We start from the raw sequence: 20,185 nt of genomic DNA, 5'->3' as shown, positions 1-20,185 counted from the left end.
CGCTTCACCCTGTTGCGTACACAATTATTAATATTTTCTTATAATCTATTAATAAATACGCGTTGCGCCTGATGATTCAGGAAAAATTATCATTTTCATTTTGTTAACTAACTAAACCATAATTAAACATTGTGTCATTAAGAAAAATGATTAACCCGGTGGCCGTTACAAAATAGAGTTTGCTCAATATCAACAAAAGCTCAATTTCCTGTTTAAAAATAGCGTCAATCGTATTATATGTATTGATGATAAAAACTATTCTCATTATCATTATTTACAGTAATTATTCTGATTCCTTGTTATCTATGCCCTAAATAATTCGAGTTGCGTGACAAACCGGCGAGCCGTTTTGAACAGCGCTTACGCTGGCTCCGAAGGCGTGAGGCCGTAGACCAGGTCATCCGCAGCCAACGCATATGCAGCTTGAAGTATGACGGGCACATGCCCCTGGGGCGGCACCTCCGCATATACGGAGTACTCTCTTTCGGTTAGCGATATATAAGTAGGTCCTATGCAATTCACTCCTGATAGTGTGTGGAAAATCACTGGTTTCTCCCGCGATATTAGTCCGGCTTATCGGCAGAAATTACTCTCTCTTGGGATGTTGCCGGGTTCTTCTTTTAGTGTGGTGCGGGTCGCGCCGCTTGGTGACCCTATTCATATTGAGACCCGACGCGTTAACCTGGTATTACGTAAAAAGGATCTTGCATTAATTGAACTGGAAGCGGTTGCACAATAATGTCTGACCGGTACTAAGAGCATGAATATGAAAAAATTAACCATTGGTTTAATTGGTAATCCTAATTCCGGTAAGACAACATTATTCAACCAGCTTACCGGCGCGCGTCAGCGCGTCGGCAACTGGTCGGGGGTGACCGTTGAGCGTAAAGAAGGGGGATTCAATACGACGGATAGTCGGGTCACGCTGGTTGATCTTCCCGGAACCTATTCTCTCACCACCATCTCTTCACAAACCTCGCTGGATGAGCAAATTGCCTGTCACTATATTCTTAGTGGCGATGCTGACATGCTGATTAACGTGGTCGATGCGTCGAATCTGGAGCGAAACCTCTATCTGACCCTGCAACTGCTGGAACTCGGTATTCCCTGCGTGGTTGCGCTGAATATGCTGGATATTGCGGAAAAGCAGAACATCCGTATCGATGTCGATGCGTTGGCCGCTCGTCTTGGGTGCCCGGTTATTCCCCTGGTTTCCACGCGTGGGCGAGGTCTCGACACCTTAAAAATGGCTATCGACCGTCATCAGCAAAATCAGTCCATTGAGCTGGTGCACTATCCGCAACCGCTGCTGGATGAAGCAGATAAGCTGGCACAGGTTATGGCGCAGGATATTCCCCAGCGTCAGCGCCGTTGGCTGAGTCTGCAGATGCTCGAAGGCGACATTTATAGCCGTGCCTATGCTGGTGATGCCGCCCATAAACTGGATGTCGCTCTGGCGCATTTGAATGACGCGCTGGACGATCCGGCGCTGCATATTGCCGATGCCCGTTACCAAAGTATTGCCGCGATTTGCGATGCGGTCAGCAATACTCTGACCGTCGAACCCAGTCGTTTTACTGTGGCGATGGATAAAATTATCCTCAGCCGCTTTCTTGGGCTGCCGATTTTTCTGTTTGTCATGTATCTGATGTTTTTACTGGCGATCAATATCGGCGGCGCGTTACAGCCGTTCTTCGATGCCGGTTCCGTGGCCATCTTTATCCACGGCATTCAGTGGATTGGCTATACGCTGCATTTCCCGGACTGGTTGACGGTCTTTCTTGCCCAGGGGATTGGCGGCGGTATCAACACCGTGCTGCCGCTGGTGCCGCAGATCGGCATGATGTACCTGTTTCTCTCTTTCCTTGAAGATTCCGGCTATATGGCACGGGCGGCGTTTGTAATGGACCGTCTGATGCAGGCGCTGGGGCTACCGGGAAAATCCTTTGTGCCGCTAATTGTTGGTTTTGGCTGTAACGTACCGTCGGTGATGGGCGCGCGTACGCTTGATGCGCCGCGTGAGCGCCTGATGACCATTATGATGGCGCCGTTTATGTCCTGCGGCGCGCGGCTGGCGATTTTTGCCGTTTTCGCTGCCGCCTTCTTTGGGCAGGATGGCGCGCAGGCGGTCTTCTCGCTGTATGTACTGGGGATCGTGATGGCGATTGCCACGGGTTTAATGTTGAAACACACCATTATGCGCGGCGAAGCTTCACCATTTGTGATGGAACTGCCGGTGTATCATGTTCCACACGTGAAAAGCCTGATTATTCAGACCTGGCAGCGCCTGAAAGGCTTTGTGCTACGGGCGGGTAAAGTCATCGTCGTTGTCAGTATCTTCCTTAGCGCGCTGAACAGCTTCTCGTTAAGCGGGAAGGTGGTCGATAACATTAACGATTCGGCGCTGGCATCGGTCAGCCGTATCATCACCCCCGTGTTTAAGCCGATTGGCGTACATGACGATAACTGGCAGGCGACCGTCGGCCTGTTTACCGGCGCGATGGCGAAGGAAGTGGTGGTGGGGACGCTGAATACTCTCTACACCGCGGAAGATATCCAGAATGCGGAGTTTGATCCGCAGGCGTTTAACCTTGGCGATGAGCTGCTGGCCGCAGTGGATGAAACCTGGCAGAGCCTGAAGGATACGTTCAGCCTGAGCGTGCTGGCGAACCCGATAGAAGCCAGCAAAGGCGATGGCGAAATGGAAACCGGCGCGATGGGGGTGATGAGCAGCAAATTCGGCAGCGCGGCGGCGGCATACAGCTACCTGATTTTCGTTCTGCTCTATATTCCCTGTATTTCGGTGATGGGGGCGATTGCTCGCGAATCGAGCCGTGGCTGGATGTCCTTCTCCATTTTGTGGGGGCTGAATGTCGCCTATTCGATCGCCACGTTGTACTACCAGAGCGTCAGCTTCAGCCAGCATCCGCGCTATAGCCTGGCGTGCATTCTGGCGGTGATCGTGTTCAATATTGTGGTTTTTGGCCTGTTGCGCAGAGCGCGTAGCCGGGTGGAGATTTCGCTGCTGGCGACGCGAAAAACCCCATCCTCCTGCTGCCATAGCCCGGCTGGCGATTGCCACTAAGGAGCGATAATGGCGTCGTTAATTGACGTTCGTAATATGCTGGCCCTGCAAGGGCGGATGGAGGCAGAGCAACTGAGCGTTCGCCTGCACACGCCACAGCCGTTAATTGATGCCATGCTGCGCCGCCTGGAAGCGATGGGTAAAGCGGTAAAAATGACGGAAGATGCCACGGGCTGCCTCTCCGGCAGTTGTAAAAACTGCCCGGAAGGCAAGGCCTGTCTGCGAGAGTGGTGGTCGCTACGCTGATCAGGCGACGGTACCGCTCCGTGCGGTAACCCGGAGGCGCAGTTCGCCGCCTCCGGGTAGCCATGTACATGTAAAAGAGCCAATCACCGTAACAGGCTACGTATTGCGGCCCAGCTTTTTATCCCATTCAGCTAAACACAATGTTCCCACTGATTCTTCAGCGCCACCAGTGGGGCACAAAACGCCTGTGGATGGGAAATAAACGGCGCATGAGCGGCTTTATCGAAGATGATCGACGCACTTCCCGGCCACATGGCGTCGAGAAGCGGGATGATTTTACGCGGGACCAGACCATCCAGACGACCATACATGCGCAAAAACGGCATGGTGAGCGTCGTCAACGGCTGGCGTAAATCGGCGGTTTTGAGGATCTCCAGCCCGCCGTTTAATACCTCCGGCGATGGCATCGGCAACGACAGCACGGCACTTTTCAATGCCCTGGCGTCCTGACGGGCGCTCTCGGTGCCCAGGGTTTGCAGCGCCAGAAAACGTTCCACGGTACGCTGAAAATCTTCGCTGAGCTGCTGCTGGAAACCGCTCAACACGTCGGGTTTAATTCCTGGCCAGCCCGCGTAAGCGCTAAAACAGGGAGAAGAAGCGACGGTGACCAGCGCCTGTACGCGTTCCGGATAAGTTAATGCAATCTGGCTTGCAACCAGCCCGCCCAGGCTCCAGCCGAGCCAAATCGCTTTCTCTGGCGCGTTGGCCAGCACCCGCTGCGCCATCTCCTCCAGCGACAGGGTGCCAAAACCGCCGCTGCGGCCATAGCCCGGAAGGTCGACGAGGTGCAGTGTAAAATGCGAGGCCAGTTGCGGCGCGATGCAATCCCACACCTGGGCATTCAGCCCCCATCCGTGCAGCAGCACAAGATGACAGTTTCCTTCACCAGCGGTTTGCCACCAGATCTCTTTCATCAGTTACTGTTCTCTTTCCACAATATGAGGGGAAATATGCTAACAGCACACAGCTTATGCTGGCTATGTCAAATGCCGCTGGCCATCGCCCGCTGGGGAATCTGCTCACGCTGCACGTCAGCGCTGCGGGTTTCTGTGCCGCTCTGCCCGCAGTGTGGTCTGCCGGCTCAGGCAAGCGCGTTGCCCTGTGGACGATGCCTGCAAAAACCGCCGCCATGGCAGCGGCTGGTGACCGTCAATGACTATTGTCCGCCACTGAGCCGCCTGATTCACCAGTTGAAATTTCATCATCGGCCTGAACTGGCGCCGGCGCTGGCGCGTTTGCTCCTGTTGCGAATCTATCACAGTCGGGTTCTCCCTCGTCCGGACCGGATTATTAGCGTCCCGCTCTGGCAACGGCGCCAGTGGCGGCGGGGGGTTAATCAAAGCGATCTGCTGTGCCGTCCGCTGGCGCGCTGGACAGGCTGCGCCTGGCGTAGCGATGCGCTAACACGCCAGCGTCGTACTGCCAATCAACATCAGCTCAGCGCCAGATTGCGTAAACAGAACCTGAAAAACGCCTTTCAGCTTGAATTGTCGGTGCAGGGTCACCATATCGCCATTGTGGATGATGTCGTCACAACCGGAAGTACCGTCGCTGAGATATCCCGCCTGCTTTTGCGAAACGGCGCCGCGACGGTTCAGGTATGGTGTATATGCCGTACCTTGTAGACCCCTGCTGATGGGCGTATTATAACCCAGTAAAATAGTCAACTATTAGGCCAACGCTATGATCCGTATTTCCGATGCTGCACAAGCGCACTTTGCCAAACTGCTGGCAAATCAGGAAGAAGGGACGCAAATTCGCGTATTTGTGATCAATCCCGGTACCCCAAACGCCGAGTGCGGTGTTTCCTATTGCCCGCCGGATGCGGTGGAAGACAGCGATACTGCGCTGAAGTTTGAGCAACTGACCGCTTATGTCGATGAACTTAGCGCGCCGTACCTTGAAGACGCTGAAATTGATTTTGTTACCGACCAGCTTGGCTCGCAGCTGACGCTGAAAGCGCCAAACGCCAAAATGCGCAAAGTGTCTGACGATGCGCCGCTGATGGAGCGTGTCGAGTACCTGTTACAGTCGCAGATTAACCCGCAGCTAGCCGGTCACGGCGGGCGCGTATCGCTGATGGAAATCACCGAGGACGGGCTGGCGATTCTGCAATTCGGCGGCGGCTGCAACGGCTGCTCGATGGTGGATGTCACTCTGAAAGAGGGGATCGAGAAGCAATTGCTGAACGAATTCCCGGAACTGAAAGGCGTGCGCGATCTGACCGAGCACCAGCGCGGCGAGCACTCCTACTACTAGGCTGTTTCCCACAGGATTACGGAACACAGCCTGGACCCTCCCGGCCCAATAGCCTCTTCGCTGTTGGGCTGTTTTTTGCGTTACCGCACAACATCCCCGCCAGACATCTCTGCAAAAACCGGGCAAAGAGCATGACTTAAGTCTCATATTTGACATTTTTACCGGCAAAGTGATTCTCAAACTTTATATGTTACCCGTATCATTCAAAACAGATGCCATAGGTTAAAAAATAGTCGGCTATCCTTTCTCTGGGTAAGGATAACGCCAGGTTTTATGGCGCCAGACATTTTTTGTTCCTGTTGGAACGGATGAAGTCATTGTTGAAACTATAACGTTACCCATAACAAATTAAGGCCAGGTAAATCATGCCATTAGTCATCGTTGCTATCGGTGTTGCCCTGTTATTATTGTTGATGATCCGTTTCAAGCTTAACGGATTTATCGCTCTGGTTCTGGTGGCGCTTGCCGTCGGGCTCATGCAGGGCATGCCTCTGGATAAAGTGATTGTCTCCATCAAAAACGGCGTTGGAGGAACCCTCGGCAGCCTTGCGCTGATCATGGGCTTCGGCGCTATGCTCGGGAAAATGCTGGCGGACTGCGGTGGGGCGCAGCGTATCGCCACGACTCTGATTGCTAAATTTGGTAAACAACATATTCAGTGGGCGGTTGTACTGACCGGTTTTACCGTCGGTTTTGCCCTGTTTTATGAAGTCGGCTTTGTGCTGATGCTGCCGTTGGTCTTTACCATCGCCGCATCAGCCGGTATTCCGTTGCTCTATATCGGCGTACCGATGGCGGCCGCGCTCTCCGTAACCCACGGCTTCCTGCCTCCACACCCAGGGCCAACGGCGATTGCCACCATTTTCCATGCGGATATGGGTAAAACGCTGCTGTTTGGTACAATTCTGGCGATCCCGACGGTGATTCTGGCCGGTCCGGTTTATGCGCGCTTCCTGAAAGGGATCGATAAACCGATTCCGGAAGGCCTGCATAACCCGAAAACGTTCACCGAAGAAGAGATGCCAGGCTTTGGCGTCAGCGTCTGGACCTCTCTGGTCCCGGTTATTCTGATGGCGACGCGCGCCGTGGCTGAGATGGTGCTGCCGAAAGGTCATGCCTTCCTGCCGATTGCCGAGTTCTTTGGCGATCCGGTAATGGCGACGCTGATCGCGGTGCTGATAGCGCTGTTTACCTTCGGCCTCAATCGTGGGCGTTCAATGGAGCAGATTAACGACACGCTGACGTCTTCGATCAAAATTATCGCCATGATGCTGCTGATTATTGGCGGCGGCGGCGCTTTCAAGCAGGTGCTGGTCGATAGCGGTATGGACAAATACATCGCCTCTATCATGCATGAATCCAATATGTCTCCGCTATTTATGGCCTGGTCGATCGCCGCGGTACTGCGTATCGCGCTGGGTTCGGCGACCGTTGCGGCTATCACTGCGGGCGGCATTGCCGCGCCGCTGATCGCCACCACCGGCGTGAGCCCGGAACTGATGGTTATTGCCGTTGGTTCCGGTAGCGTTATTTTCTCTCACGTTAACGATCCGGGTTTCTGGCTGTTTAAGGAGTATTTCAACCTGACAATTGGCGAGACCATCAAGTCGTGGTCGGTACTGGAAACCATTATTTCCGTGTGCGGCCTGATTGGTTGCCTGTTGTTGGGAATGGTGGTGTAAACAGAGGATAAAACAGGCCGGGCGCAGCGAGGCTGTCCCGGCTTTTTAGCCCAGAGCGAAAACTTATCGCAGTAATACCCCGTTCCGGGCGGTGCCCGACATTGAAATTCACCCAACGATCCCCCATTCTAGATCTCATGCTACAGCGCCGGATGTGCGTTTCATTTACCTATTTCAACAGGACTGCGCAATATGACCAATCCATTACTGACGCCTTTTTTATTGCCGCCATTTTCTGCGATCAAACCTGAGCACGTGGTCCCTGCGGTCACCAAAGCGCTGGATGATTGCCGGGCTGCGGTAGAGCGCGCGGTGGCGCAAGGTGCGCCGTACACCTGGGAAAATCTTTGCCAGCCGCTGGCGGAAGTAGACGATGTGCTGGGGCGTATTTTTTCTCCGGTCAGCCACCTGAATTCGGTGAAAAACAGTCCGGAATTGCGTGAAGCCTACGAGCAAACCCTGCCGCTGCTCTCCGAGTACAGCACCTGGGTTGGGCAACATGAAGGGCTGTACAAAGCCTACCGTGATCTCCGTGACGGCGATCACTACGCCACGCTGAATACCGCGCAGAAAAAAGCGGTTGATAATGCGCTGCGTGATTTTGAACTTTCCGGTATTGGCCTGGCGAAAGAGCAGCAGAAACGCTACGGTGAAATCGCCGCGCGCCTGTCTGAGCTGGGTAACCAGTACAGCAACAATGTGCTCGACGCGACCATGGGCTGGACGAAGCTGGTGACCGATGAAGCGGAACTCGCCGGGCTGCCGGAAAGTGCGCTGGCCGCTGCGAAAGCACAGGCTGAAGCGAAAGAACAGGAAGGCTATCTGCTGACGCTGGATATCCCGAGCTATCTGCCGGTGATGACCTACTGTGATAACCAGGCGCTGCGTGAAGAGCTTTATCGCGCCTATTCAACCCGCGCCTCTGACCAGGGACCGAATGCCGGGAAATGGGATAACAGTCCGGTGATGGCGGAAATTCTTGCCCTGCGCCACGAACTGGCGCAACTGCTGGGTTTCGACAGTTATGCCTATAAGTCGCTGGCCACCAAAATGGCGGAAAATCCGCAGCAGGTGCTCGACTTCCTGACCGATCTGGCCAAACGCGCCCGTCCGCAGGGCGAGAAAGAGCTGGCGCAACTGCGTGCATTCGCGAAAGCGGAATTTGGCGTTGATGACCTGCAGCCGTGGGATATTGCTTACTACAGTGAAAAGCAGAAGCAGCATCTTTACAGCATCAGCGATGAACAACTGCGCCCGTATTTCCCGGAAAACAAAGCCGTTAATGGCCTGTTCGAAGTGGTTAAGCGCATTTATGGTATTACCGCGAAAGAGCGTACCGATGTCGACGTCTGGCATCCGGAAGTCCGCTTCTTCGAACTGTACGATGAACACAATGCGCTGCGCGGTAGCTTCTACCTTGACCTCTATGCGCGCGAACACAAACGCGGCGGGGCATGGATGGATGACTGCGTCGGCCAGATGCGCAAGCTGGACGGTTCGCTGCAAAAGCCGGTGGCGTATCTGACCTGTAACTTTAATCGCCCGGTCAACGGTAAACCGGCGCTGTTTACTCACGATGAAGTGATCACCCTGTTTCACGAGTTCGGCCACGGTCTGCACCATATGCTGACCCGTATCGACACCGCCGGGGTTTCCGGCATCAGCGGGGTGCCGTGGGATGCGGTCGAGTTGCCGAGCCAGTTTATGGAAAACTGGTGCTGGGAGCCGGAGGCGCTGGCGTTTATCTCCGGTCATTATGAAACCGGCGAACCGCTGCCGCAGGAACTGCTGAATAAAATGCTGGCGGCGAAAAACTACCAGGCGGCGATGTTTATCCTCCGTCAGCTTGAGTTTGGGCTGTTCGATTTCCGTCTGCATGCGGAATTTATCCCGGAACAGGGCGCGAAGATTCTGGAGACGCTGGCGGAAATTAAGCAGCAGGTCGCGTTGATTCCCGGGCCGTCGTGGGGCCGTTTCCCCCATGCCTTCAGCCATATCTTTGCGGGTGGTTATGCGGCGGGTTACTACAGCTATTTGTGGGCCGACGTGCTGGCGGCGGATGCCTTCTCGCGCTTCGAAGAAGAGGGTATTTTCAATCGCGAAACCGGACAGTCGTTCCTCGACAACATCCTCAGCCGCGGTGGTTCCGAAGAGCCGATGGTGCTGTTTAAACGCTTCCGTGGCCGTGAGCCGCAACTGGATGCGATGCTGGCGCATTATGGGATCAAAGGCTGATTGAGTGAAGATCTGCTTAATTGATGAAACGGGCGCCGGAGACGGCGCCTTATCTGTTCTTGCCGCTCGCTGGGGGCTGGAGCAGGATGATGACAATCCGATGGCGCTGGTGATGACGCCAGCGCATCTGGAACTGCGTAAGCGTGACGAGCCGAAGCTGGGCGGCATTTTCGTTGATTTTGTCGGCGGGGCGATGGCTCATCGACGCAGGTTCGGCGGCGGTCGCGGCGAGGCGGTGGCGAAAGCGGTCGGAATTAAGGGCGACTACCTGCCGGATGTGGTCGACGCCACGGCGGGGCTGGGGCGCGATGCTTTTGTGCTGGCTTCCGTCGGCTGTCGCGTGCGGATGCTGGAGCGTAATCCGGTCGTTGCAGCGCTGCTCGACGACGGCCTGGCGCGCGGCTATGCGGATGCGGAAATTGGTTCGTGGTTGCAGGCGCGTTTGCAACTGATCCACGCCTCCAGTCTGACGGCGCTGACCGATATCACGCCGCGTCCGCAGGTGGTTTATCTTGATCCGATGTTTCCCCATAAGCAGAAAAGCGCGCTGGTGAAGAAAGAGATGCGGGTGTTTCAGTCGCTGGTGGGAGCGGATTTGGATGCTGATGGTCTGTTGCAACCGGCGCGTCTGTTGGCGACCAAACGCGTGGTGGTCAAACGCCCGGATTACGCGCCGCCGCTGGCGGATGTCGCGACGCCAAACGCAGTGGTAACCAAAGGTCACCGGTTCGATATTTATGCCGGCACAATGGAATAGGGATTATTTATCCGATGATTTTTGGCTGCAAAATGCCCGCATAAGCGGGCGTTGGTCATCAGTGAAGTTAAGTAACCCTCTGTTTATTCCTCTTCTTCGTCACGCAGTGGAACAATGAGCATATCGACGTGAACGGTATTGATGAGCTGACGAGCAGAAGACATCAGCTTGCTCCAGAAATCCTGATGATGACCGCAAACCACCAGATCCATATCATATTTTTTAATCGCATCAACGAGAACCTGACCAAGATCGCCGCTACCACTCAGGGTTTCAGTGATCGGATAGCCGGCGTTTGTAGAGAGTTCGTTTAATGCGTGGTGAGTCTCTTCGGAAATGCGTTTCTGCATGTCGCCCAGATTGACATCAATAAGCCCGGTGTAGAGATCGGAGTAATTTACATCCACGTGGATCAGGGAAATTTTTGCATTATAAGGACGAGCCATAGAAACGGCTTTTTCGACCAGAACTTTGCTTTCCGGGGACAGGTCTACTGCAATAAGGATATGTTTATAAGCCATAGTGTTACTCCTTCCATAAGTTGTCGATGACCATTGGACCTGACAGCCTGTGCTGCCGTTTCGCCCGCGTCCTGCGTGCTACACGCGCGGGGGAGTCCTTAAAGACTTAATTGTAGAAGATATTTCTACCTTATAGTGCCCCTTGCGATCCGTCAATCCACCTTGTTCAACAAACAGTTAAACAAATATATCTGACTTATGCATTGATAATGGTTAACGATGTGGTAAAAAAATTAACTGATCTCCTACACTATTTAATGAGCCGGTCGGATAAATAAAAGTGATCGGAATCGCACTCTTTAACACTACAGTCGGTTTGATATTGGGGAGCGGTAGTCCCGGAGGAAGCCTCTGAGGACAGGTCGCCGGGGAGGAAGTATGATCAGCACTATTGCGCTGTTTTGGGCCCTGTGTATTGTTTGTGTGGTGAATATGGCACGCTACTTCTCGTCACTGCGTGCATTATTGATTGTGCTACGTGGTTGTGACCCTTTGCTCTATCAATATGTTGATGGCGGTGGTTTTTTCACATCGCATGGGCAACCCAGCAAACAGATGCGTCTGGTATGGTATATCTACGCCCAGCGCTACCGCGATCACCATGATGATGAGTTTATCCGTCGCTGCGAGCGGGTTCGGCGGCAATTTATTCTTACCAGCGCGTTATGTGGCCTGGTCCTGGTGAGTATGATTGCCCTGCTTATCTGGCACTAGTCTGGTTAAAGCAAAAAACTTCATGATGCGTATAACCCAGCGATGAATTTGTGGCGATTCGCGTGTTGAGGGGCATAAAAAACAGACGATAGCCGGCATCACGCGCGTGGCAGGCAAAACAGTTAACTGCGTTGAACACACTTGCGCTGACCCCGAAAAGACGCGTCCCCAGTCACACCGATATTCGTGCTCCTGAGGACGCGTGGCCTTTCTGCAACCTGAAATATATCAGGTCTGTATATGGCGTATGCGTTTAGATAATCTGCAGCGCAAGCCAGTACAGCGCGCTTGACAGCAGAATCGCTGCGGGCAAGGTCAGTACCCATGCCATCAGAATACTGGTGACGGTTTTCTTCTGCAGCCCGCCGCCATCAACAAGCATTGTTCCTGCCACCGAGGAGGAGAGGACGTGGGTGGTAGAAACAGGCATCCCGGTGTAGCTCGCCAGACCGATTGAGACGGCGGCGGTCATCTGGGCTGACATACCCTGTGCATAAGTCATCCCTTTTTTACCAATTTTTTCGCCGATGGTGGTGGCCACGCGACGCCAGCCGATCATGGTGCCGATACCGAGTGCCAGAGCCACTGCCATAATAATCCAGATAGGCGCGTACTCAATGGTACTCAACATATCGGTTTTCAGTTTCTTCAGCAGACGTTTATCATCGGCGCTCACTTCCGGCAGCTTCGCCACTTTATCCGTGGTATCGGCGATGCAGAGCATAATACGACGCAGATGGCTGCGCTGTTCCACGGTGAGCGCATCGTAGCTTTCGATGCCGGTCAGCATTGTCTTCACGCGGTCAAGTGCGTTAATGGTGTTCGCCGGGTGGCAGTGGAACTCGCCGTTTGCGGCAGTTGCTTCCGGTGGCGGGATGAGCTGCTCCGCGCCGGTTGCAATTTGCAACAGATCAGCGCGCTGCTGGAAGAAGTTTTCCACGTTGTTGACTGCATCGCGAGTACGGGTGATTTCGTAACCGGACGCGTTCATATTGACCACGAAGCCCGCTGGCGCAACGCCGATGAGCACCAGCATTACCAGACCAATGCCTTTCTGACCATCGTTGGCGCCGTGTGAGAATGCCACGCCAATGGCGGACAGAATCAGCGCAATACGTGTCCAGAACGGGGGTTTTTTCTTACCGTCTTTCTTTTCTCGTTCGGCAGGCGTCAGGTGAATACGGGCACGCTTTTTCGTCCCGCTCCAGTAACGACGCAGAAGGAAAATCAGCCCGCCCGCGATCACCAGACCAACGATTGGCGAGATAATAAGCGAACCAAAAATACCGATGACTTTCGGGATGTTCAGCGCATCGACGACTGAGGTGCCGGTCATTAGCGCATTGGTTAAACCAATGCCGATGATCGCGCCGATCAGCGTGTGCGAGCTGGAGGCCGGGAGGCCGAAGTACCAGGTTCCGAGGTTCCAGATGATTGCTGCGAGCAACATGGAGAAAACCATGGCGAGGCCATGAGCTGAACCCATATTAAGCAGTAAGTCGGTCGGCAGCATATGCACAATGGCATAGGCTACGCTAAGACCGCCCAGCAGAACGCCGAAGAAGTTAAACAGGGCTGCCATTGCTACCGCAAGCTGAGACCGTATTGCACGCGTGTAAATCACCGTTGCAACTGCGTTTGCGGTATCATGAAACCCATTAATCGCTTCGTAAAAAAGCACGAAAGCCAGAGCAAGCAATAATAGTATCCCGGTATGTAAATCCAGACCGGCGAATAAATGTAGCATAGGACGTTACGCCATTTTGAGGACATGAACGCGGCGCATTATCAGTGACTTTGGCTGTGCGGGCAAAGTGAAATGTAGACTTTTTTGATTTTCTTTCTGTTTTAATTGTAGCCCGTTGGGAGTATTCCTATATTTTTCAACAAGGTACATAAAAGTGCTTTTTTCATTCTGGTGCGACCAGAGTGAAAAATTTACAATTCCCGACAATCGGGATATGAGGAATGTTGTGTGGAAAGGTTTGATGCCATTGTAATCGGCGCCGGAGCGGCGGGAATGTTTTGTGCAGCGCAGGCAGGGCAGGCGGGCTGCCGCGTACTGTTGATCGATAATGGTAAAAAACCTGGGCGCAAAATTCTGATGTCCGGCGGTGGCCGCTGTAATTTTACTAACATCAATATCGAACCCGCGGCATATCTCAGCCAAAACCCACATTTTTGTAAATCCGCGCTGGCACGTTACACGCAGTGGGACTTTATCGACCTGGTTGGTAAATACGGTATTGCCTGGCATGAGAAGACCTTAGGCCAGCTTTTTTGTGATGATTCCGCCGGGCAAATCGTTAACCTCCTGCTGGCGGAGTGTGAAAAGGGCGGGGTGCAAATTCGCCTGCGCACCGAGATTCTTTGTGTTGAGCGGGATGACGAAGGTTACACCCTGCAACTTAACGGTGATACGGTGGCGGCGAAAAGTCTGGTGGTCGCCTCCGGCGGCCTGTCCATGCCCGGTCTGGGCGCTTCTCCGTTCGGGTATCAGCTTGCTGAACAGTTCGGCCTGAAAGTGCTGCCGACCCGCGCCGGGCTGGTGCCGTTCACGTTGCATAAGCCGCTGCTGGAACAGTTGCAGGTGCTTTCCGGGGTATCGGTTCCGTCAACCATCACCGCGGCAAACGGTATGCGCTTTCGCGAAAATCTGTTGTTCACTCATCGTGGGCTCTCCGGTCCGGCGGTGCTGCAAATTTCCAGCTACTGGCAGCCTGGGGAGTTTGTCAGCATCAATCTGCTTCCGGACTGCCCGCTTGCTGATTTCCTCAATGAGCAGCGCGCGGCGCATCCGAATCAGAGCCTGAAAAACACCCTGGCGATGCAGTTGCCGAAGCGTCTGGTCGAGTGTTTGCAGCAACTGGGCCAGCTTCCGGACGTCACGCTGAAACAGCTTAATCCCCGTGAGCAGCAGACGCTGGTGGATACGCTGACCGCATGGCGCGTGCAGCCGAACGGCACCGAAGGCTATCGCACAGCGGAAGTGACCCTTGGCGGCGTGGATACCAATGAACTCTCTTCGCGCACCATGGAGGCGCGTAAGGTACCAGGGCTTTTCTTTATCGGCGAGGTGATGGATGTCACCGGCTGGCTGGGGGGCTATAACTTCCAGTGGGCGTGGTCGTCAGCGTGGGCGTGCGCCCAGGCGCTGGTGCGTTGCTGATAAGCTGGATTACCTGTAATGAATTTACTTCCCGGGAAAGCACTCGCTACTCCTTTCGGAGAAGTGACATTCTTTAGAGCCTGTCCCATTAGAGCTATTTTGCTTGTCATTTTGAACCTGGGCAGTGCTCAGAATCCTCACGCACTACGTGTACGCTCCGGTTCTTCCGCGCTGGCCCTGTTCAAACTGTCTGCGCCAATAACGCCTGGTGGGACAGGCTCTTAATCTGAAAAGATCACCGGCTTCTGCAGACCTGGCTCACCGTTAGCCGTACTTTTGGCTGGGGAGCCGGAGTGCCGGCAGGGCTTTCAAAAGATCATCTGCGGTAAATCATTCCTTACTTGCCATCATATCGGTTTAAATCGCCACCTTACAAAAAGTTTGTTTAAAAGGCTGAATCTTACAAAAAGTAAGAATAAAAAAGTGAAGTTGATCACTGAACGTCAACTTTTTGATTGCTTGCTTAATTTCTGAACGTTATACATAACAAAAAGTTTGAATGTCTAACTTAAATTTAGGTCGATATGGAAAACATCAAAGAGAACTTAGATTTCCTCATTCCCATGATGGAGGGCATTGCTAACCAGTTTGGGGATAATTGCGAGGTTGTTCTTCATGATCACTCTGAAGGGCTGGAAAGTAGCATCATTGCTATTATCAATGGCCATGTAACGGGAAGAAAGGTGGGAGATCCCAGTAGTAACCTCGGTCTTGAGGTGCTGCGTGGCACTGATGTGAATGGCGATCGACATAATTATTTTACCCAGACAAGAGATGGCAAAACGCTGCGCTCCACGTCAATTTACATCCGCAATTCCCACAAAGAGGTGCTGGGGGCGTTGTGTATTAATCTGGATATCAGTGACATTGTTCTTGCCGAGAAGATGTTAAATAAAATGACAGGCCGCCCGGACATATCACCGACACGTTCGGAAGAAGTAAGCGAAGTATTCGTTAAAGATGTAAATGAGTTACTGGATTACCTCATCGGCGAGTGTATGAGCTTAATTAACGTACCTGTTTTACATATGACCAGGCACGATAAACTTAATGCCATTAAATTTTTTGATGAAAAAGGCGTTTTTCTTATCAAGAAATCTGGCGAAAGAATCTGCGAGTTTTTAAATATTTCAAAATATACCCTCTATGCATATTTGGGGGAAATTCGAGAGGAAAGCCCGACTATAAACCCTGAATAATTTGAGTTGCAGGATAAAACGGTTAACCGTTTTGCGCAGTGCTTATGCTGATCGCAAAGCGGTGGCCCGTAAGGGTGAGTCTTATGGATGAGATGGATCACTTCGCAGCAATGTGCAGGTAACTTGAAGTATGACGGGTATAGACGGTTAACTATCAGGAGTCAAATATGTTTACTACGCCATATGTTGCGCTGGATATGGATATTATGGAGAAAAATATCACTTCCATGATTTCTGGCCTTAAGTTGAATAATATTCAGCATTGGCCACATATTAAAACCCACAAGTCAGTACAGTTGGCCCGGCTTGAGCAAGAATTGGGTGCGACGGGTATTACTTGTGCCAAGCTTTCTGAAGCCGAAGTGATGGCGGAGGGAGGAATTACATCAATATTGCTCGCCTATCCGTTAATAGGTGAAGACAAGTGTCAGCGTTACGCTGAACTGGCAAGAAAAATTAATATCCGCACTATCGTTGATAGTTTATATGGTGCACAGGGCTTATCTAAAGCGGCTCAGCAAAATGGCCTTGTATTTGATATTGATATTGCAATTGATTATGGCGCGCATCGTGAAGGTATTCAGCCTGAGAACCTGCTGCAATTTGCAAGGGATGTCGCCACGTTGCCCGGTTTGAAAATAAAAGGCGTATTTACTTATGCCGGGACAATTTATCAGTATCGGAATGAGTCAGATATTCGTAAAGCAGCGAAAGCGGAAGCAGCATTGTTAATGAATAGTCGAGATCTGCTTAATGCCCATGGTTTCGAAATTGAGGTTATGTCAGGTGGATCAACGCTTTCATCTTTTTATGCTAATGAGTTGAATGGTATTACGGAGTCAAGGGCCGGTAACTTTATCTTTGGTGACATGAATGCTATTAATGGCGGAATTTATACACCTGCTAACTGTGCTCTGACTATATGTGCGACGGTGGTGAGTATTCCCCTTGCAGGTTACGCCACCATTGATGCTGGTACGAAATCACTAACGTCTGATCTCTCTGCATTACCTGGCTCTTACGGGTTTATTCAGGAGTACCCTGAGATTGAGTTAGTCAAGCTTAATGAGGAACATGGCTATTTACGTTATGACCCTGAACACGTATCCCTGTCTATTGGACAGGAGATACATATTATTCCGAATCATTGTTGTGTCGTAGCAAATCTTGTCGATAAAATATTCGGATTCCGCAACGGAAAATATAGCGAAACTATTAACATAGATGCTCGCGGAAAAAGTTACTGATTATCTGAGGATATTTTAATGAAAAGCATTAATTTAACTGCTGAAGAAAGGCAGGAGCTTGTTACACTCCTCTGTCAGTTAATACGGCACCCATCCGAGAATCCGCCGGGGAATGAAAATGCGGTGGCATTATTCATTGCTGAGGTATTACGTCGTGAGAGTATTGAAGTGGATGTGCAGGAAGTTGTGCCCGGTAGACCTAATGTGGTCGCGCGGATAACGGGTAACCGACCAGGTAAGAGACTGATATTCAATGGTCACTCAGACGTTGTACCGTGTGGGGAGGGCTGGTCTGTTGATCCGTTTGCGGCGGTGATTGAGGGGGATCGCATCATTGGGCGCGGCGCGGCGGATATGAAGTCCGGTGTTGCGGCGATGATGTTTGCGGCAATGTTGATCAAGCGCCGTAACTACAGCTTTGCCGGTGAAATTACGCTGCTATTTAATGTTGATGAAGAGCGTATCAACATGGGTATGGAACATTTCATTGCGCGGGGGGTGACAGCAGATTACGCTATTATCGGCGAGCCGACGTCTTTGGAAATTTGTATTGCCCATAAAGGGGTGAGCCGAACTCGACTCACTACGCATGGTACGGCAGGGCATGCAGCGAAAACGCGCGAGCCGGACAGCGCGATTGATAAAATGGCGATTCTGCTACCGGAAATTATCCAGGAATGTCATCGGGTGAAGCAAAAACAACATGAACTGTTGGGTAATGCTTCAATGCTTGTAACCACTATCCAGGGCGGAAGCGCCCCGAATATTGTGTCTCAGTCATGCTCAATAGAGATCGATCGCCGTGTTATCCCAGGTGAAAAACGCAACGAAATTAATGAAAGTCTGGCTGAGGTACTGGCAAAATCAGGCCTGACGCCCGAAAAGGACTATTCATACGAGAACTACCTTTTTATACCCGCGTCTGCTATTGATGAATCACATATTCTCGTCGATGCGGCCTGTCAGGTTGTTGATTCGGTAACGGAAACCGCCAGGAAAACGATCTTTGAAGCAACCTGTGAAGCACCATTTTTCTCGGTAGACTGTCAAATTCCGACCATTATTATGGGGCCGGGCGATTTATCTCAGGCCCATGTAAAGGATGAATTTGTTCGTATTGAAGAACTACATCAAGCAGCACAAATATACACCTCACTGGCTTTAAAATTATTGAGCTGAAAATCAGGAATAGTTATGAATATTGAAGCGCGCTTAGCTGAGTTAGGTATAACGCTTAGTGAAGTCACTATGCCTAAGTTTTCCTACATCGCGATTAAGCAAACAGGAAATCTCTTATATACATCGGGTAATGATTGTCGTCTGGATGGTGTTCTGATTCATAAAGGCACGCTTGGCGCGAATTTAACTATTGAAGAAGGACAAGCCGCCGCTCGTCAGTGCATGATTAATATCTTGTCCTCAGTCAAGCATTATATTGGTGATCTTAACCGGGTAGTGGGATGCGTAAAAATGCTGGGTTTTGTACAAAGCTCAGATGATTTTAAAGATCAGCCCTATGTTATGAACAGTGCGTCTGATCTTTTAATTGATGTATTTGGTGAATCAGGTCGCCATGCTCGCTCTGCCATTGGTACTAATACTTTACCATTTGATACACCTGTAGAAATTGAATTAATTCTGGAAATTAAAGACTGATTCGCGAATTAAATAACTAAGTATTGTGCGATCCCTTTGTACCCATATTATTTATTAATAATAGAATACCTTAACTTACATAAGGATAATATATGTCCAGTCAAGCAAGTTCTCGCCTACGGCGGTTGCAATTAATGGCTTTATTGTTTTTACTCGTTGCAGGTATTATTAATTTTCTGGATAGAACGTCACTTTCGATTGCAAATACTACTATTCGTCAGGAAATGGGATTATCTGCGACGGAAATGGGCCTGTTACTTTCGGTCTTTTCATTTGGCTATGCATTATGCCAGTTGCCTATTGGCATGGTCATGGAACGATTTGGCGTTAAGCGGGTTTATGGCTTCGGTATTTTACTATGGTCTCTCGCTCAGACCGCGCTCGGGCTGGTGGGATCATACAGTCAGATGATTGTTTCACGTATTGTGTTGGGTATCGGGGAAGCGCCGCACCTGCCGACAGGGGTTAAAGTCGTCAATGATTGGTATAACATTCGAAAACGCGGGGTGCCAATGGGGATCGTTAATATGTCCTCCACGCTGGCGCAGGCGCTGGCTCCGCCACTGCTGATCGCCATGATGCTCGCGTTTGGCTGGCGAATGATGTTTATCATCATCGGGTTGAGCGGTGTGATTCTGTCAATTCTGTGGTTTATTTTTTACCGGAACCGTGAAGATGCGGGTTTATCAGATACAGATATTACGCACCTCGAAGAGGAGACGCCGCCTTCCAGTAAGGAGAAAGTGACTCTTAAGGATTGGGCCGGTCTGTTTAAGCAAAAATCCATGTGGGGGATGATCATTGGCTTTAATGGCGTGGGTTATATGGTATGGCTATTCCTGACCTGGTTGCCTTCATATCTTGAGATGTCTCGTGGCCTGAGTTTGCAAAAGACGGGTTGGGTTGCCGCCATTCCATTCTTGTTTGGAGCGGCGGGTATGCTGGTTAACGGTGTGGTCGCGGATTGGGTGATGAAGCGTGGCGCGGATAAAATGAAAAGCCGCAAATGGATGATTTGCCTTGGCCTGCTGTGTGCAGCTGGATTTACCTTACCTGCTGCCTATACAGAAAGTACGGTTGTTGCCGTAGGCTGTATCAGTCTGGCGCTGTTTTCCATTCACTTTGCCGGTACATCCGCATGGGGACTGATTCTGGTTTCCGTCCCCTCACGGCTCGTGACGTCTGTTAGTGGGATCCAGAACTTTGGTGGCTTTATTGGTGGATCGTTTGCTCCCATTATTACCGGCATCATTCTGGATAAAACAGGTTCGTTTACGCTCGCACTGGTTGCATCCTCTGCGATCGCTTTCCTGGCATCACTGGTCTACTTCTTCATGGTCAATAAGCCTATAGAAGATCCTGCCGTTGTCAGATAACGATTTCAGGGCCGGCTGGCTGACCGGTCTGATTTTTAT

General features: G+C 51.5%; 18 protein-coding genes. 15 read left to right on the top strand and 3 right to left on the bottom strand.

The annotated features are described in order from the left end of the window. The first annotated feature begins 511 nt into the window (after positions 1 to 511). From feoA to feoC, 3 genes are read left to right on the top strand one after another with little or no spacing between them, the layout of a single operon-like run. Entirely contained in the window at positions 512 to 739 is a 228-nt protein-coding gene (gene feoA / locus FN037_RS21520) for a ferrous iron transporter A (RefSeq protein WP_138359466.1), read from the top strand. A 27-nt stretch (positions 740 to 766) separates the two neighbouring features. Then, positions 767 to 3,085, top strand: coding sequence for a Fe(2+) transporter permease subunit FeoB (gene feoB, locus FN037_RS21515; RefSeq protein WP_142503127.1), 2,319 nt, complete (start codon positions 767 to 769; stop codon positions 3,083 to 3,085). A gap of 9 nt (positions 3,086 to 3,094) precedes the next feature. Further along, on the top strand, positions 3,095 to 3,331 hold the full coding sequence (feoC, locus tag FN037_RS21510) for a [Fe-S]-dependent transcriptional repressor FeoC (RefSeq protein WP_142503126.1): 237 nt from the start codon (positions 3,095 to 3,097) through the stop codon (positions 3,329 to 3,331). Between the two features lie 131 nt (positions 3,332 to 3,462). Here the strand turns inward: feoC and bioH are convergent, their stop codons facing one another. Beyond that, entirely contained in the window at positions 3,463 to 4,245 is a 783-nt protein-coding gene (gene bioH, locus FN037_RS21505) for a pimeloyl-ACP methyl ester esterase BioH (RefSeq protein WP_138359462.1), read from the bottom strand. Positions 4,246 to 4,281: 36 nt separating this feature from the next. On the opposite strand from bioH, the gene gntX reads away from it, so the two are divergent. The 5 genes from gntX (at position 4,282) to rsmJ (ending at position 10,264) form a co-directional block, all read left to right on the top strand. Continuing rightward, on the top strand, positions 4,282 to 4,956 hold the full coding sequence (gene gntX / locus FN037_RS21500; protein ID WP_142503125.1) for a DNA utilization protein GntX: 675 nt from the start codon (positions 4,282 to 4,284) through the stop codon (positions 4,954 to 4,956). A 58-nt stretch (positions 4,957 to 5,014) separates the two neighbouring features. Beyond that, a complete protein-coding gene (nfuA, locus tag FN037_RS21495) occupies positions 5,015 to 5,590 on the top strand; it encodes a Fe-S biogenesis protein NfuA (protein ID WP_138359458.1) in 576 nt (191 codons plus the stop codon). Between the two features lie 365 nt (positions 5,591 to 5,955). After that, positions 5,956 to 7,272: a gluconate transporter gene (gntT, locus tag FN037_RS21490; protein WP_138359456.1), complete on the top strand. Its 1,317-nt coding sequence runs from the start codon at positions 5,956 to 5,958 to the stop codon at positions 7,270 to 7,272. 192 nt (positions 7,273 to 7,464) lie between these two features. Then, entirely contained in the window at positions 7,465 to 9,507 is a 2,043-nt protein-coding gene (prlC, locus tag FN037_RS21485) for an oligopeptidase A (RefSeq protein WP_142503124.1), read from the top strand. 4 nt (positions 9,508 to 9,511) lie between these two features. Continuing rightward, positions 9,512 to 10,264, top strand: coding sequence for a 16S rRNA (guanine(1516)-N(2))-methyltransferase RsmJ (rsmJ, locus tag FN037_RS21480; RefSeq protein WP_142503123.1), 753 nt, complete (start codon positions 9,512 to 9,514; stop codon positions 10,262 to 10,264). A gap of 83 nt (positions 10,265 to 10,347) precedes the next feature. Here rsmJ and uspA read toward each other — a convergent pair whose 3' ends face one another. Further along, entirely contained in the window at positions 10,348 to 10,785 is a 438-nt protein-coding gene (uspA, locus tag FN037_RS21475) for a universal stress protein UspA (protein ID WP_138359450.1), read from the bottom strand. Between the two features lie 378 nt (positions 10,786 to 11,163). Here uspA and uspB point away from each other — a divergent pair, with 378 nt between their 5' ends. Further along, on the top strand, positions 11,164 to 11,499 hold the full coding sequence (gene uspB, locus FN037_RS21470; protein ID WP_138359448.1) for a universal stress protein UspB: 336 nt from the start codon (positions 11,164 to 11,166) through the stop codon (positions 11,497 to 11,499). Positions 11,500 to 11,752: 253 nt separating this feature from the next. On the opposite strand, the gene pitA is transcribed toward uspB, so the two are convergent. Next, positions 11,753 to 13,246, bottom strand: coding sequence for an inorganic phosphate transporter PitA (gene pitA, locus FN037_RS21465; RefSeq protein WP_138359446.1), 1,494 nt, complete (start codon positions 13,244 to 13,246; stop codon positions 11,753 to 11,755). 228 nt (positions 13,247 to 13,474) lie between these two features. Between pitA and FN037_RS21460 the strand changes: the two genes are divergently transcribed. The 6 genes from FN037_RS21460 to FN037_RS21435 all read left to right on the top strand — a co-directional run bounded on the left by FN037_RS21460 (position 13,475) and on the right by FN037_RS21435 (position 20,146). Beyond that, positions 13,475 to 14,668: an NAD(P)/FAD-dependent oxidoreductase gene (locus FN037_RS21460; protein WP_138359444.1), complete on the top strand. Its 1,194-nt coding sequence runs from the start codon at positions 13,475 to 13,477 to the stop codon at positions 14,666 to 14,668. A gap of 524 nt (positions 14,669 to 15,192) precedes the next feature. Then, positions 15,193 to 15,867 (top strand): transcriptional regulator, encoded by a 675-nt coding sequence (locus FN037_RS21455; protein WP_138359442.1) that lies wholly within the window; start codon positions 15,193 to 15,195, stop codon positions 15,865 to 15,867. Between the two features lie 167 nt (positions 15,868 to 16,034). Further along, positions 16,035 to 17,114, top strand: coding sequence for an alanine racemase (locus tag FN037_RS21450; RefSeq protein ID WP_138359440.1), 1,080 nt, complete (start codon positions 16,035 to 16,037; stop codon positions 17,112 to 17,114). A gap of 18 nt (positions 17,115 to 17,132) precedes the next feature. After that, complete coding sequence (locus FN037_RS21445; RefSeq protein ID WP_142503122.1) at positions 17,133 to 18,293, top strand: M20 family metallopeptidase; 1,161 nt, start codon at positions 17,133 to 17,135, stop codon at positions 18,291 to 18,293. 15 nt (positions 18,294 to 18,308) lie between these two features. Further along, positions 18,309 to 18,770 carry a RidA family protein gene (locus FN037_RS21440; RefSeq protein ID WP_138359436.1) on the top strand — a complete coding sequence of 154 codons (462 nt, stop codon included), beginning with the start codon at positions 18,309 to 18,311 and terminating at the stop codon, positions 18,768 to 18,770. A 92-nt stretch (positions 18,771 to 18,862) separates the two neighbouring features. After that, positions 18,863 to 20,146, top strand: a complete 1,284-nt coding sequence (locus FN037_RS21435) for an MFS transporter (RefSeq protein ID WP_138359434.1) — start codon at positions 18,863 to 18,865, stop codon at positions 20,144 to 20,146. Positions 20,147 to 20,185 lie beyond the last annotated feature (39 nt).

The organism is Klebsiella sp. 2680, assembly GCF_900198535.1.
Taxonomy (GTDB): Bacteria; Pseudomonadota; Gammaproteobacteria; order Enterobacterales; family Enterobacteriaceae; genus Klebsiella; species Klebsiella indica.
The sequence above is the reverse complement of the archived record's forward strand: the minus strand, read 5'-3'. Positions and strand labels throughout refer to the sequence as shown.